Consider the following 13878-nt stretch of genomic DNA (forward strand, 5'->3'; position numbering starts at 1 on the left):
CGGCAGGAGTGCCCCGGCTGCTTCTGCAAAAAGCGTGTAGGCTTGCCAGCCAAGGCATTTGCCATGCAGATTTGTGGCCTGACGTGCCCGGCGCGCCTCCAATTGAAAAGCCCTCAGGACCAAGGACGATGAGTCACTCCTCGCAATTCACCTTGCTCGGCAAGCGGCGCTTCCTGCCGTTTTTCATCACCCAGTCGCTGGGTGCCTTCAACGACAACCTGTTCAAACAATCGCTGATCCTCGCGATCCTGTTCAAGCTCAGTCTTGGTGACGGTGACCGTTCGATCTGGGTCAACCTGTGCGCCTTGCTGTTCATTCTGCCGTTCTTTCTGTTCTCGGCGCTGGGCGGGCAGTTTGGTGAGAAGTTCGCCAAGGACGCGCTTATCCGTGCGATCAAGCTGGCCGAGATCGTCATCATGGCAATCGGTGCGCTCGGTTTCATCACCAACCACCTGGCGCTGATGCTGGTGGCGCTGTTCGGCATGGGAACCCACTCGGCGCTGTTCGGCCCGGTGAAGTACTCGATCCTGCCGCAGGCCCTGCGCGAGCAGGAGTTGGTCGGCGGCAACGGGCTGGTGGAAACCGGCACGTTCCTCGCCATCCTTGCCGGCACCATCGGTGCCGGGGTCATGATGTCGGCCGACAGCTATGCCACGGTAGTGGCCGGCGGTGTGGTCGGCACTGCGGTGCTCGGCTACCTGGCCAGCCGCTGGATCCCGCGGGCCGCTGCCGCCTCGCCGAACATGGCGCTGGACTGGAACATCTTCAGGCAGTCGTGGGCAATTCTGCGCATGGGCCTGGGGCAGCCGCCCGCTGTGTCGCGCTCGATCGTGGGTAACTCGTGGTTCTGGTTTGTCGGGGCCATCTACCTCACGCAGATCCCGGCCTATGCCAAAGACTGGCTGCACGGCGATGGCACGGTGGTGACCTTGGTGCTGACGCTGTTCTCGGTGGGCATCGCCTTGGGTTCGTTGCTATGCGAACGGCTTAGCGGGCGCAAGGTGGAGATCGGCCTGGTGCCGTTCGGCTCGTTCGGCCTGACCCTGTTCGGCCTGCTTTGGTGGTGGCACTCCGGCGATGTGCCGGTTGCAGCGGCGTCGCACGACTGGCTGGCGCTGCTGGGCATGGGCCAGGCCTGGTGGATTCTGCTGTCGATCGTCGGCCTGGGCGTGTTCGGTGGCTTCTACATTGTGCCGCTGTATGCGCTGATTCAGGCCCGCACGGCCGAAGACCAGCGCGCCCGGGTGATTGCGGCCAACAACATCCTCAATGCCTTGTTCATGGTGGTGTCGGCGGTGCTTACCATCATCCTGATGGGGATTGCCGAGCTGAGCATCCCGCAGCTGTTCCTGGTGGTGTCGCTGCTTAATATCGCGGTCAACGCCTACATCTTCAGGATCGTGCCCGAGTTCACCATGCGCTTCCTGATCTGGCTGCTCAGCCATTCGATGTACCGCGTGCAGCACCGCGACCTTGAGCGCATCCCCGACGAAGGCGCGGCGCTGCTGGTGTGCAACCACGTGTCGTTCGTTGATGCATTGCTGCTGGGCGGAGCAATCCGCCGGCCGATCCGCTTTGTGATGTATTACAAGATCTACAACCTGCCAGTGCTCAACTTCGTGTTCCGCACCGCAGGCGCCATCCCGATTGCCGGGCGCAGTGAAGACCCCGCCACCTACGAGCGGGCTTTCGCACGCATTGCCGGGTACCTGGCTGCTGGTGAGCTGGTGTGCATCTTCCCGGAGGGCAAGTTGACCGGCGATGGCGAGATCGATGTGTTCAAAGGCGGCGTCAAGCGCATCCTCGAAGAAACGCCGGTGCCGGTGATTCCGCTGGCTTTGCAGGGGTTGTGGGGCAGTTTCTTCAGCCGTGACCCGGCCAAGGGCTTTTTCAGGCGCCTGTGGTCGCGGGTAACCATTGTGGCGGGCGCTGCCATCCCGGTGGAGGCAGCGCAGCCTGAGCTGTTGCGCGAGCAGGTCAGCCGCCTGCGCGGTGACCTGCGCTAGCCAGGCAGGGTCAGCTGGCGCTGACTTTCAGGCCGACAAGGCCGCAGACGATCAGCGCCACACTGACCAGACGTACCAAGGCCATGGACTCGCCGAACAGGATGATCCCGGCGATGACAGTGCCGACTGCGCCAACACCGGTCCAGATGGCATAGGCGGTGCCCAGCGGCAGTTCTTTCATGGCCAGGCCGAGCAAGCCCAGGCTGATGACCATGGCGCCGACCGTGAGTACGGTGGGAATCGGTTTACTGAAGCCGTCCGTGTATTTCAGGCCCACGGCCCAGCCGACCTCGAACAGGCCGGCGAAGAACAGGATGATCCAGGACATGTGAGTGTCTCCATCGTTTAAATGATGGGGCCGTCCCCGGAATGGTCACGCGGTGCGTCGTGAGGCCGTCCTCACCGTGGGCACTATGGTGCACACCTGCAGGTTTCAGGGCAAGCCTGTGCCGGCCTCTTCGCGGGTAAACCCGCTCCCACAGGGACCGTATAAGTATCAAGCCTTGCGCAGCACCTGTGGGAGCGGGTGTACCCGCGAAGAGGCCCGCACAGGCAGACATCAATGCTTGGCCGGTTCGATCCCTTCAGCCTCAGTCTCAGGCTCATCCATGCGCCGGAACCAGGTCGACAACAACGCCCCGGAAATATTGTGCCAAACGCTGAACAAAGCACTCGGCACCGCCGCCAGTGGCGAAAAGTGCGCCGCCGCCAGTGCCGCCCCCAGCCCGGAGTTCTGCATGCCCACCTCCAGCGCCAGCGACTTGCGCTGGGCCAGCGGCAGTTTGCACAGCTTGCCGGTCAGGTACCCCAGCAAATAGCCGAAGCTGTTGTGCAGCATCACCACCGCCATGATCAGCAGCCCCGACTCGGCGATTTTCGCTTGGCTGGCAGCCACCACCGCGCACACGATCATCACAATGCTCACCACCGACACCAGCGGCAGTACCTGCACCGCCGCCTGAACCCGGGCACCGAGCAGGCGCTGGGCCAGCACGCCGAGCACGATCGGCAGCATCACCAACTGCAAGATCGACCAGAACATGTCCATGAAGGACACCGGCAACCAGGCCGACGCCAGGAACCAGATCAGCGCCGGGGTCAGCAGCGGTGCCAGCAGGGTGGTTACTGCCGCGATCGCCACTGCCAGCGCCAGGTCTCCGCGGGACAGCCACACCATCACGTTGGATGCCGTGCCGCTCGGGCAGCAGCCGACCAGGATCACGCCCACGGCAATTTCCGGCGGCAGGTGGAACAGCTGGCACAGCAGCCAGGCCATGCCGGGCATGATCACGAAGTGCGCGACGACCCCCAGCATCACCCGCCACGGCTGGCGGGCGAGGGCGGCGAAGTCGTCGAGCTTGAGGGTCAGCCCCATGCCGAACATCACCAGCCCCAGAAGCGGCACAATGGCGACCTTCAGGGCGATGAACCATTGCGGTTGCAGAAAGGCCAGCACGGCAAACACCAGCACCCACAGGGCGAAGGTATTGCCGACAAAGCGGCTTAAGGCGGCGAGGGCGCGCATGGGGCAATTCCTTTTCTTTTTATAGCACTATGAATCTTACTGGCCCCTTCGCGGGACAAGCCCGCTCCCACAGGTACATCACAGCCTTCAGGCATTGTGATGTACCTGTGGGAGCGGGCTTGTCCCGCGAAGGGGCCGATACTGGCTGAAGTTGTGCCTCAGGCCAGCACCAGTCCTTCAAACCACCTCAGACCCCTTGCGGAATTTCCTCCCCACCCAGCGCTTCGAACAGCGCCGGCAGGAATTCGGTAAAGGTCATCATCATCAGCAGGAAGCTGGCATCGAACTGCTGCGCCGCCTCATCACCACCGTCCTGCTCGGCCTGCTCCTGCAGCAGCTCTTCGAACTTCAGGCGCTTGATTACCATTTTATCGTCCAGAATGAACGACAGCTTGTCTTGCCAGGCCAGGGCCAGCTGGGTTACCACCTTGCCAGTGCTCAGGTGCAGCTGAATCTCCTCGCCGGTCAGGTCCTGGCGCTTGCAACGCACGATGCCGCCGTCTTCGGCGGTGTCACGCAGTTCGCACTCGTCCAGTACATAGAAGCCTTCGGCGGTTTGCTGCGTTTTTACCCAGTCGGTCATGGTGGCGGTTGGCGCAACCTTCACCGTGGCCGGGCGCACCGGCAGCGAGCCCATCACTTCACGCAGGGTGGACAGCAGGTCTTCGGCACGCTTGGCACTCGCCGAGTTGACCAGGATCACACCCAGACGCGGGGCGATGGCGGCGAAGATCATCGAGCGGCGGATGAACGCACGCGGCAGGAAGGCCTGGATGATTTCGTCCTTGATCTGGTCGCGTTCTTTTTTATAGACCTTGCGCATCTGCTCGGTCTCGATCTCTTCGACCTTTTCCTTGACCGCGTCGTTGACCACGCTGCCAGGCAGGATGCGTTCTTCCTTGCGGGCGGCAATCAGCAGGAACTCGCCGCTGACATGCACCAGAGGAGCGTCTTCGCCTTTGCCGAACGGCGCGACGAAACCATAGGTGGTCAGCTCCTGGCTGGCGCAGGGGCGGGCCGGCTTGCTGGCCAGTGCGGCTTCCAGCGCTTCAGGCTCGAACGGGACTTCCTGGGTCAGGCGGTAGGTCAGCAGGTTCTTGAACCACATGAGGGGTAACTCTCCTTAATGCATAAGGCGGGCATTATTCTCCGAGCGGAGCTCTGAGGCCAACCCTGTCAGAGGGCCAGCAGTGGCTTCTGCATAAAAGAAACAACCGGCAACGCTAGGTCTTTGAAAGGCATGAGGTTTTTTTTGAAAAAAGTTTAAAAAGTGCTTGCCAGGGTGCGGGGTCGTCCGTAGAATGCGCGCCACACCGAGACGAAGGGTGATTAGCTCAGCCGGGAGAGCATCTGCCTTACAAGCAGAGGGTCGGCGGTTCGATCCCGTCATCACCCACCACTCGATGTATAGCGCAGCGGTAGTTCAGTCGGTTAGAATACCGGCCTGTCACGCCGGGGGTCGCGGGTTCGAGTCCCGTCCGCTGCGCCATATTCCACTTCCAGGGCCCACTGAACACCCGGAAGTAACAGAGAAAGCGACCTTAGGGTCGCTTTTTTTATGCCTGAATTCTGGTGTTGGCGCGAAGTTTGAAAAAACTTCGATAAGTGCTTGCCAGAGCGCAAAGTCGCCCGTAGAATGCGCGCCACACCGAGAGACATGGGTGATTAGCTCAGCCGGGAGAGCATCTGCCTTACAAGCAGAGGGTCGGCGGTTCGATCCCGTCATCACCCACCACTCGATGTATAGCGCAGCGGTAGTTCAGTCGGTTAGAATACCGGCCTGTCACGCCGGGGGTCGCGGGTTCGAGTCCCGTCCGCTGCGCCATATTCCACTTCCAGGGCCCACTGAACACCCGGAAGTAACAAAAAAAGCGACCTTAGTGTCGCTTTTTTTGTGTCTGCGATTTCAGCTACGGCGCTCTTCTTCCCGCAACGTCAGCACCTCAAACCCGTCCTCAGTCACCGCCACGGTATGCTCCCACTGCGCTGACAGGCTGTGGTCACGGGTAATCACCGTCCAGCCATCCTTCAATGTGCGCGTTCCGCGTCCACCCTGGTTGATCATCGGCTCGATGGTGAACACCATCCCCGGTTTCAGCTTCATGCCCATGCCACGCTGGCCAACGTGCAGTACTTCAGGCCCTTCATGCATCTGCTGGCCGATACCATGCCCGCAATACTCGCGGACCACGCTGTAGCCCGCCGCCTCGGCATGGGCCTGGACGGCATGGCCGATATCGCCCAGCGTAGCCCCGGGGCGCACCTGCTCAATGCCCTTCCACAGCGCGTCATAGGTGGTGTCGACCAACCGCCGGGCTTCATCGCTGATCTTGCCGATGCTGTACATCTTCGACGAATCGGCAATATAGCCGCCCTGTTCGAGGGTGATGTCCACGTTGATGATCGAGCCTTCCTTCAATACTTCATCGACCTTGGGCATGCCGTGGCACACCACGTGGTCCACCGAGGTATTGAGCGAGTAGGGGAAACCGTACTGGCCCTTGCTCGCTGGCCGCGCCTTGAGCGTGTCGACGATGAACGCTTCGGCGCGGTCGTTGATCTGCATGGTGGTCACACCGGGGCCGATGAAGCGGTCGAGGTCGGCGAACACTTGGGCCAGCAGCTGGCCGGCGCGGCGCATCAGGTCGAGTTGGGCGGGGGATTTGAGGATCACCTGGGACATGGGGGGAGGGTAGTTGCTCATGCTGGAATTTGCCCCAGCATAGCGCCAGCGGGTACCGGCTTGCCACCGCATGGTGCACAGCCTGTGCCGGCCCTTTCGCGGGCACGCCCGCCCCACAGGTACGGCACGCCCCTCAGGCCTTGCGATAGCCCTGTGGGAGCGGGCGTGCCCGCGAAAGGGCCGGTATGGCTGGCCCATAAATTGCTGATCTCCCTTCATCCCGGGCTATCAACGTCGACAGCCCATAAAAACTCACGACAAAGGCGCCGTGTTGCCCCACTTGCTCAGCAAGGCGGGGCAGCCGGCGCCTTTTTGCGTTTTTCAACAGGAGCCCGCCCATGGCCAATAGCGAAGTACGCAGCGTCTGCCCCTATTGCGGCGTTGGCTGCGGCATCGTCATGAGCGTTGCCGATGGCAAAGTCGTCAAGGTCAGTGGCGACAAGCAGCACCCCAGCAACTTTGGCCGGCTGTGCACCAAAGGCCTGACCGCGCACGTGCCGCTGACGGCCGCCGGCCGCCTCGAAGACGCCTATGTGCGCCAGCAGCGCAGCCAGCAGCCGGCGCGCACTGGCATGGATCAGGCTATCGCCGACGCAGGCAAACGCCTGCGCGGCATCATTGACCAGCATGGCCCCGACGCTGTGGCGCTTTACGTGTCGGGGCAGATGTCGCTGGAAGCTCAATACCTGGCCAACAAGTTGGCCAAAGGCTTTATCCGTACCCGCCACATCGAGTCCAACTCGCGCCTGTGCATGGCCAGCGCCGGCAGTGGCTACAAGCTGTCGCTCGGCGCCGATGGCCCACCTGGCAGTTATCAGGACTTCGAGCACGCCGACGTGTTCCTGGTGATCGGCGCCAACATGGCCGACTGCCACCCGATCCTGTTCCTGCGCCTGCTCGACCGGGTCAAGGCCGGCGCCAGGCTGATCGTGGTCGACCCGCGGCGCAGCGCCACCGCCGACAAGGCCGACCTGTTCCTGCAGGTACGCCCCGGCACTGACATGGCCTTGCTCAACGGCCTGTTGCACCTGCTACACCGTAATGGCCACACCCACCGCGACTTCATTGCCCGCCACACCGAAGGCTGGGACGAACTGCCAGCCTTCCTCGATGACTACAGCCCGGAGCGCGTGGCGGCCATCACCGGGTTGGCCGTGGGCGACATCATCAAGGCCGCCGAATGGATCGGCAGTGCCAACGACTGGATGAGCTGCTGGACCATGGGCCTGAACCAAAGCATCCACGGTACCTGGCACACCAACGCCATCTGCAACCTGCACCTGGCCACGGGCGCCATCTGCCGCCCCGGTAGCGGGCCGTTCTCGCTGACCGGCCAGCCCAACGCCATGGGCGGCCGTGAAATGGGCTACATGGGGCCCGGCTTGCCAGGCCAGCGCTCGGCGTTGGTGGAGGGCGACCGCGCGTTTGTCGAGCAGCAGTGGCAACTGGCACCCGGCAGCCTGCGCAGTGAAGGCGGCGAGGGCACGGTGGCACTGTTCGAGCAGATGAACGCGGGTGAAGTGAAAGCGTGCTGGGTCATCTGCAGCAACCCGGTGGCCAGCGTCGCCAACCGTCAGCAGGTGATCGATGGCCTGTGCCAGGCCGAGTTGGTGATTACCCAGGATGCCTTCCTCGACACCGAAACCAACCGCTACGCCGACATCGTGCTGCCGGCCGCGCTGTGGGCCGAAGGCGAGGGTGTAATGATAAACAGCGAACGCAACCTTACCCTGATGCCGCGCGCCGTCGAGCCGCCCGGGCAAAGCCTGCCCGACTGGCAGATCATCGCCCGGGTGGCCTGCGCCATGGGCTACGCCGAAGCCTTCGACTACCCCGATGCCGAAGCGGTGTACGAAGAAATCCGCCATTTCCATAACCCCGCAACGGGCTACGATCTGCGCGGCATCGGTTACGCCGAGCTGCGCCGGCAACCACACCAGTGGCCTTGTGCACCCGGCCATGGCAGCGACCGCAGCCCATTGCGCTACCTGAACGACGGCAGCAGCCAGGCGCTGCTGCACGATGCCCAGGGCGATCGCCCGGCGCTGGCCTTTACTACCGCCAGTGGCAAGGCGCGTTTCTTCGCCAGGCCCTGGTTGCCGGCAGCAGAATTGCCGGATGACGACTACCCCATGGTGCTGAACACCGGCCGTGTGCAGCACCAGTGGCACACCCTGACCAAGACCGGCAAGGTGCCGGCGCTGAACAAGCTGGAGCCTGGCCCTTTCGTCGAGGTCCACCCCGACGACGCCGCACGCCTGGGCATGGCTGAAAAAGACCAGGTCGCCATCCGCTCGCGGCGCGGGCAAGCCGTGCTACCGGTGCGAATCAGCGACCGGGTGCTGCCAGGCAACTGCTTTGCGCCGTTTCACTGGAACGACCTGGTCGGTGAGCAACTGGCAATCAATGCCGTGACCTGCGATGCGGTCGATCCACTGTCGCTACAGCCGGCTTTCAAATACTGCGCCGTCGCCCTGCAGCGGGTCGCCGGCGAGCGTATCGACGCCCTTGAGCTGCACACTGCCATTCTGGAGCCAGTCCGCATGCCCACTGCCACCCTGTCCCGTCTGCTTGGCCTGGACACCCTGCCAGCCCCGGTGCTGGCAGAAGAAGAGCGCCATTACCTGCAGGGTTTCCTGCTGGGCCTGGAGCAGGCCCGCGCCGAGGGCGTGCCTAGCCTGCCGGCCAGTGCGCCACTGGCCGGCAACCGCCGGCTGTTTATCGACGGCTTGCTGGCCGGGCTGTTCGCTCAGCCAGCGGCGCTGCCCGTTGCAGCGTTGGTGGCCCCACGGCACCAAGTGTTATGGGCCTCGCAGACCGGTAACGGCGAGCTGCTGGCCGAGCGTTGTGCCGAACACCTGCGCGGTGCCGGCCTTGATGTGCAGCTCAGTTGCATGGAGGCGGTCAGCCCAAGCCAACTGCAGGGCGCGGCCAGCGTGGTGCTGATCACCAGCACCTTTGGCGATGGTGACGCGCCCGACAGCGCGGCGGCATTCTGGCAGGCCTTGCAGGGCGAGGAGGGCGCCTGTTGTGCCGAGCTGCCCTATGCCGTGCTGGCCTTGGGCGACTCCAGTTACAACCAGTTCTGCGGCTTTGGCCGCAAGCTTGACCAACGCCTGGCCGAACTCGGTGGGCGTCGCCTGCTGCAACGGGTGGACTGCGAGCCGGACTTTGACGCAGCCTTCGCGGGGTGGCTAGAAGCCTTGCTGCCCACGCTGGGCAGTGCCGCTGCACCGCAGCCGGCGAGCCACCCCGTACCCATGCCGGCCTACAGCAAACAGCAACCCTGGGCTGCCACCTTGCTGGAAAACCACCTGCTCAACGGCCCCGGTGCCAGCAAGGAAACTCGGCAACTGGTGTTCGACCTGAGCGGTAGCGGCTTCAGGTATGCCCCCGGCGATGCCCTGGGCGTGTGGCCGCGCAATTGCCCGGCCCTGGTCGACGAACTGCTGGCGCTGATGCAGCTCGATGGCCAGACGCTGGTCGAGCTCAAGGGCCAGCCTGCCATGCCCCTGGCCGAAGCCCTGCAAACGCACCTGGAGATCGCCAAGGTCACCGGTCAGCAACTGCAGGCCTTCGCTGGCAGTAGCCCGGACCTGCAGCGCCTGCTGCGGCCGGAGTGCAAGGCCGAGCTGCAGGAATGGCTGTGCGGCCGGCAGTTGGCCGATGTGCTGCGCGCCTTTCCCCAACAGCTGCCGCTGGCCGACTGGCTTGGCCTGCTCAAGCCCTTGCAGCCGCGTCTTTACTCGATCAGCTCCAGCCCGTTGGCCCATCCGGGCCAGGTTCACCTGACCGTCTCCACCGTGCGTTACGGCGAGCGCAAGGGGGTGTGTTCGGCCTTCCTCGCCGACCGTGCGCAAGCGTTGAAGGTGGCCATTTTCCCGCAGGTATCTAAGCACTTCCGGTTGCCCGAGGACGACAGCGTGCCGGTGATCATGGTTGGCCCAGGTACCGGCGTTGCACCGTTCCGGGCGTTTCTTGAAGAACGGGAGGCGCGGGGCGCAAAAGGGCGGAATTGGCTGTTCTTTGGTGAGCAGTACGCCGCTACCGACTTCTATTACCGCGAACAGTTGCAGGCTTGGGAGAAAGCAGGGCACTTGCGGCTCGACACGGCGTTCTCGCGGGATCAGGCGCATAAGGTCTATGTGCAGCAGCGCATGCTCGAACAGGGCGCCCAGCTGTGGCAGTGGTTGGAGGCGGGGGCGTATTTCTATGTGTGTGGCGATGCGCAGCGCATGGCCAAGGATGTAGATGCGGCGTTGCGCACGGTTGTGGCTGAGCATGGCGGGATGGATGAGGCGCAGACGGCTGCCTATGTCAAAGGGTTGAGCAAGGCCAAGCGTTATCGGCGGGATGTGTACTGAGTGCACCGGGATGGGCTGATGTGCACCCCGGTTGTGCATTTTGATCGCCTGTGGGGCCCCTTCGCAGCACAAGGCTGCTCCTGCAGGGATCGCGTGCTCCTGTAGGAGCAGCCCTGTGCTGTGAAGAGGCCGGTACAGGCAAAGCAATTGGCACATTCCCTGCTTTACCTCCACTACAACAAGCCCCACTGATCAACGGCGATCAACCTGGGGGCACACCGTGATGAATACAGGCAAAGGCGCCTGGAGCTTCGGCTCCAGGCGCTTTTTTTTTGATCGAGGATCGGCTTATGAAGGCAACAGCGAGCAGCGGGCAACGAGAGCGACTGGTCATCGTCGGCAACGGCATGGTCGGCCACCATTGCGTCGAACAACTGGTCAGCCGCGGCGCCCTGCAGCGCTTCGAGGTGCGGGTGTTCGGCGAAGAGCGCCAACGTGCCTACGACCGTGTGCACCTTTCCGAGTACTTCGGCGGCAGCTGTGCCGAGACCCTGGCCCTGTGCGAACACGAGTTCTACCCCGCCAACGGCGTGCACTTGCACCTCGGTGAGGCCGTGCTGGAAATCGACCGTGAGCGCTGCGAGGTCGTCACCGCCGAGGGGCGCTATGGCTACGACCAACTGGTCCTTGCCACCGGCTCCTACCCGTTCGTGCCGCCGATCGAAGGCTCCAGTGGCAATGCCCGCCTGGTCTACCGTACCCTCGACGACCTCGATGGCATTCGCGCCGCAGCCGCTGGTGCCCGCCGTGGCGTGGTGGTCGGTGGTGGCCTGCTCGGCCTGGAGGCCGCCAATGCGCTCAAGTCGCTGGGCCTGGAAGCCCACGTGGTGGAATTTGCCCCACGGCTGATGCCGGTTCAGCTGGACGGCGAGGGCGGTGCCGCGCTCAAGGCACAGATCGAAGCGCTGGGCGTTGGCGTGCACCTGTCGCGCGCCACCCAGTCGATCAGCACCGGTGAAGCATTCCGCTACCGCATGAACTTCGACGGTGGCGAGCACCTGGAAACCGACCTGATCGTGTTCTCCGCCGGTATCCGCCCACAGGATGCCCTGGGCCGTGGCTGCGGCCTGGATATCGCTGTGCGCGGTGGCGTGGTAATCGACAACCACTGCCGCAGCAGCGACCCGCGCATCTTCGCCATTGGCGAGTGCGCGTCCTGGAACGGCAGCGTGTTCGGCCTGGTCGCCCCCGGCTACAGCATGGCGCGCAACCTGGCCGCATTACTGATGGGGGAGGCGGCGGTAGCGTTCACCGGCGCGGACATGTCGACCAAACTCAAGCTGCTGGGCGTGGATGTCGGCTCGATCGGCGATGCCCATGGCGCCACCGCCGGTTCACGCAGCTACCGCTTCATCGACGAAGCCAACAGCGCCTACCGCCGGCTGGTGGTGGACGCCAGCGGCAAGCACGTGCTCGGCGCGGTGCTGGTCGGCGACAACACGTATTACGACACCCTCTTGCAGTACGCCCAGAACGGTATTGCCCTGCCAGCCGACCCTGCAGCGCTGATCCTGCCCCAAGGCGGTGGTGCACCGGCCCTTGGCGCCGATGCGCTGCCCGATAGCGCAACCATCTGCTCGTGCCACAACGTCAGCAAGGGCGCGGTGTGCGCGGCCATCGACAGCGGCTGCAGCGACCTTGCTGCGGTCAAAGGCTGCACCAAGGCCGCCAGCGGCTGTGGTGGTTGCGCGGCCTTGCTCAAGCAAGTGTTCGAGCACGAACTGACCGCCCGCGGCGTAGCGGTGGACAAAAGCCTGTGCGAGCATTTTACCTACACCCGTCAGGAACTGTACGGGCTGGTGCGGGTGGAGGGCATCCGCACCTACAGCGAGCTGCTCGAACGCCACGGCAAGGGCCACGTTGGCTGTGACATCTGCAAGCCGGCGGTGGGCAACATCCTCGCCTCGTGCTGGAACCAGCCGATCATGGACCCCGCGCTGGTGCCGTTGCAGGATACCAACGACACCTTCATGGCCAACATGCAGAAGAACGGCACCTACTCGGTAGTGCCGCGCATTCCCGGGGGTGAAATCACCCCCGACAAGCTCATCGTCATCGGCCAGGTGGCCAAAAAATATGACCTGTACACCAAGATCACCGGCGGCCAGCGCATTGACCTGTTCGGTGCCCAGTTGCACGAACTGCCGCTGATCTGGGGCGAGCTGATCGACGCAGGCTTCGAAACCGGCCATGCCTACGGCAAGTCGACCCGCACGGTGAAATCCTGCGTGGGCAGCACCTGGTGCCGTTACGGCGTGCAGGACAGCGTTGCCATGGCCCTGCGCCTGGAAGACCGCTACAAGGGCCTGCGCAGCCCCCACAAGCTCAAGTTTGCAGTGTCGGGCTGCACCCGCGAATGCGCCGAGGCGCAGAGCAAGGACATCGGCGTGATCGCCACCGACAAGGGCTGGAACCTGTACGTGTGTGGCAACGGCGGTATGCGCCCACGGCATGCCGAACTGTTTGCCACCGACCTGGACGACGAAACCCTGGTGCGGCTGATCGACCGCGTGTTGATGTTTTACATCCGCACGGCCGACAAGCTGCAGCGCACCTCGGTGTGGCGCGAAAACCTGGATGGCGGGCTGGGCTACCTGAAGCAGGTGATCATCGACGACAGCCTGGGCCTGGCCAGCGAGCTGGAAGCGCAGATGCAGCATGTGGTCGACCAGTACGAGTGCGAATGGGCCAACGCGCTCAACGACCCGGAGAAGCTCAAGCGCTTTCGCACTTTCGTCAATGACCGGCGTGCCGACCCCGACGTGCACTTTGTGCGCGAACGCGAACAACGCCGGCCCGCTGCACCGCTGCACCTCATTGCTACTGTCGAGGAGGCTGTCTGATGAACCTGTCCAATGCTGCTGTGAAAACCCACGCGAACTGGCAAGCGGTGTGCCTGGCACAAGACCTGGTGCCCGACTCTGGGGTGGTAGTGTGGCTGGACGGGGCCCAAGTGGCGCTGTTCTACCTGCCGGGGCAGGCGCAGCCGCTGTATGCGGTGGACAACCGTGACCCGCGGTCCGGTGCCAACATCATCGGCCGCGGGCTGGTGGGCAGTGTGCAGGGCGAGCTGGTGGTCGCAGCGCCGTTGTACAAGCAGCATTTCAGCCTGCAGACCGGGGAGTGCCTGGAGGATGGCGGGCAGAGGTTGCGGGTGTGGCCGGTGCGCTTGAACGGTGAGGCTGTGGAGTTGGCGGTGGGCTGAGAGGTTGCGGGGGCTCGGCAGTTGTTCGCCGTTGCATTTTCGTCGCCTGGGAAATCGAGCGCCGCGCGGGCGGCGCTCGGTCTCCCAGGCGATGA

At 63.8% G+C, this 13878-nt stretch carries 8 protein-coding genes and 4 tRNA genes; 8 read left to right on the forward strand and 4 right to left on the reverse strand.

What is annotated here, in order from left to right; translation table 11 throughout:
* The first annotated feature begins 128 nt into the window (after positions 1-128).
* On the forward strand, positions 129-2006 hold the full coding sequence (locus tag OZ911_RS06090) for a 1-acyl-sn-glycerol-3-phosphate acyltransferase (RefSeq protein ID WP_023048187.1): 1878 nt from the start codon (positions 129-131) through the stop codon (positions 2004-2006).
* A 10-nt stretch (positions 2007-2016) separates the two neighbouring features.
* Here OZ911_RS06090 and sugE read toward each other — a convergent pair whose 3' ends face one another.
* The 3 genes from sugE to rdgC form a co-directional block, all read right to left on the reverse strand.
* The gene (gene sugE, locus OZ911_RS06095) at positions 2017-2334 is read right to left on the reverse strand and encodes a quaternary ammonium compound efflux SMR transporter SugE (RefSeq protein WP_012270979.1); all 318 of its coding nucleotides are present in this window, start codon (positions 2332-2334) and stop codon (positions 2017-2019) included.
* 231 nt (positions 2335-2565) lie between these two features.
* On the reverse strand, positions 2566-3531 hold the full coding sequence (locus tag OZ911_RS06100) for a bile acid:sodium symporter family protein (protein ID WP_016485299.1): 966 nt from the start codon (positions 3529-3531) through the stop codon (positions 2566-2568).
* A 187-nt stretch (positions 3532-3718) separates the two neighbouring features.
* Positions 3719-4639 carry a recombination-associated protein RdgC gene (rdgC, locus tag OZ911_RS06105; protein ID WP_016485300.1) on the reverse strand — a complete coding sequence of 307 codons (921 nt, stop codon included), beginning with the start codon at positions 4637-4639 and terminating at the stop codon, positions 3719-3721.
* A gap of 215 nt (positions 4640-4854) precedes the next feature.
* Here rdgC and OZ911_RS06110 point away from each other — a divergent pair.
* From OZ911_RS06110 to OZ911_RS06125, 4 genes are all read left to right on the forward strand, one after another.
* Positions 4855-4930, forward strand: a tRNA-Val gene (locus OZ911_RS06110).
* Positions 4931-4943: 13 nt separating this feature from the next.
* Positions 4944-5020 (forward strand) — tRNA-Asp (locus tag OZ911_RS06115).
* Between the two features lie 170 nt (positions 5021-5190).
* Positions 5191-5266 (forward strand) — tRNA-Val (locus tag OZ911_RS06120).
* A 13-nt stretch (positions 5267-5279) separates the two neighbouring features.
* Positions 5280-5356 (forward strand) — tRNA-Asp (locus OZ911_RS06125).
* An 81-nt stretch (positions 5357-5437) separates the two neighbouring features.
* Here OZ911_RS06125 and map read toward each other — a convergent pair.
* Positions 5438-6235, reverse strand: a complete 798-nt coding sequence (gene map / locus OZ911_RS06130) for a type I methionyl aminopeptidase (RefSeq protein ID WP_232249004.1) — start codon at positions 6233-6235, stop codon at positions 5438-5440.
* 317 nt (positions 6236-6552) lie between these two features.
* Here map and OZ911_RS06135 point away from each other — a divergent pair, with 317 nt between their 5' ends.
* The 3 genes from OZ911_RS06135 to nirD all read left to right on the forward strand — a co-directional run bounded on the left by OZ911_RS06135 (position 6553) and on the right by nirD (position 13783).
* Positions 6553-10578, forward strand: a complete 4026-nt coding sequence (locus OZ911_RS06135; protein WP_070086924.1) for a bifunctional nitrate reductase/sulfite reductase flavoprotein subunit alpha — start codon at positions 6553-6555, stop codon at positions 10576-10578.
* A 290-nt stretch (positions 10579-10868) separates the two neighbouring features.
* Positions 10869-13421: a nitrite reductase large subunit NirB gene (gene nirB, locus OZ911_RS06140; protein WP_268968584.1), complete on the forward strand. Its 2553-nt coding sequence runs from the start codon at positions 10869-10871 to the stop codon at positions 13419-13421.
* Positions 13421-13783: a nitrite reductase small subunit NirD gene (gene nirD, locus OZ911_RS06145; protein WP_016485304.1), complete on the forward strand. Its 363-nt coding sequence runs from the start codon at positions 13421-13423 to the stop codon at positions 13781-13783. Before nirB ends, nirD begins: the two co-directional genes overlap by 1 nt.
* Positions 13784-13878 lie beyond the last annotated feature (95 nt).

Source organism: Pseudomonas fortuita, assembly GCF_026898135.2.
Taxonomy (GTDB): Bacteria; Pseudomonadota; Gammaproteobacteria; order Pseudomonadales; family Pseudomonadaceae; genus Aquipseudomonas; species Aquipseudomonas fortuita.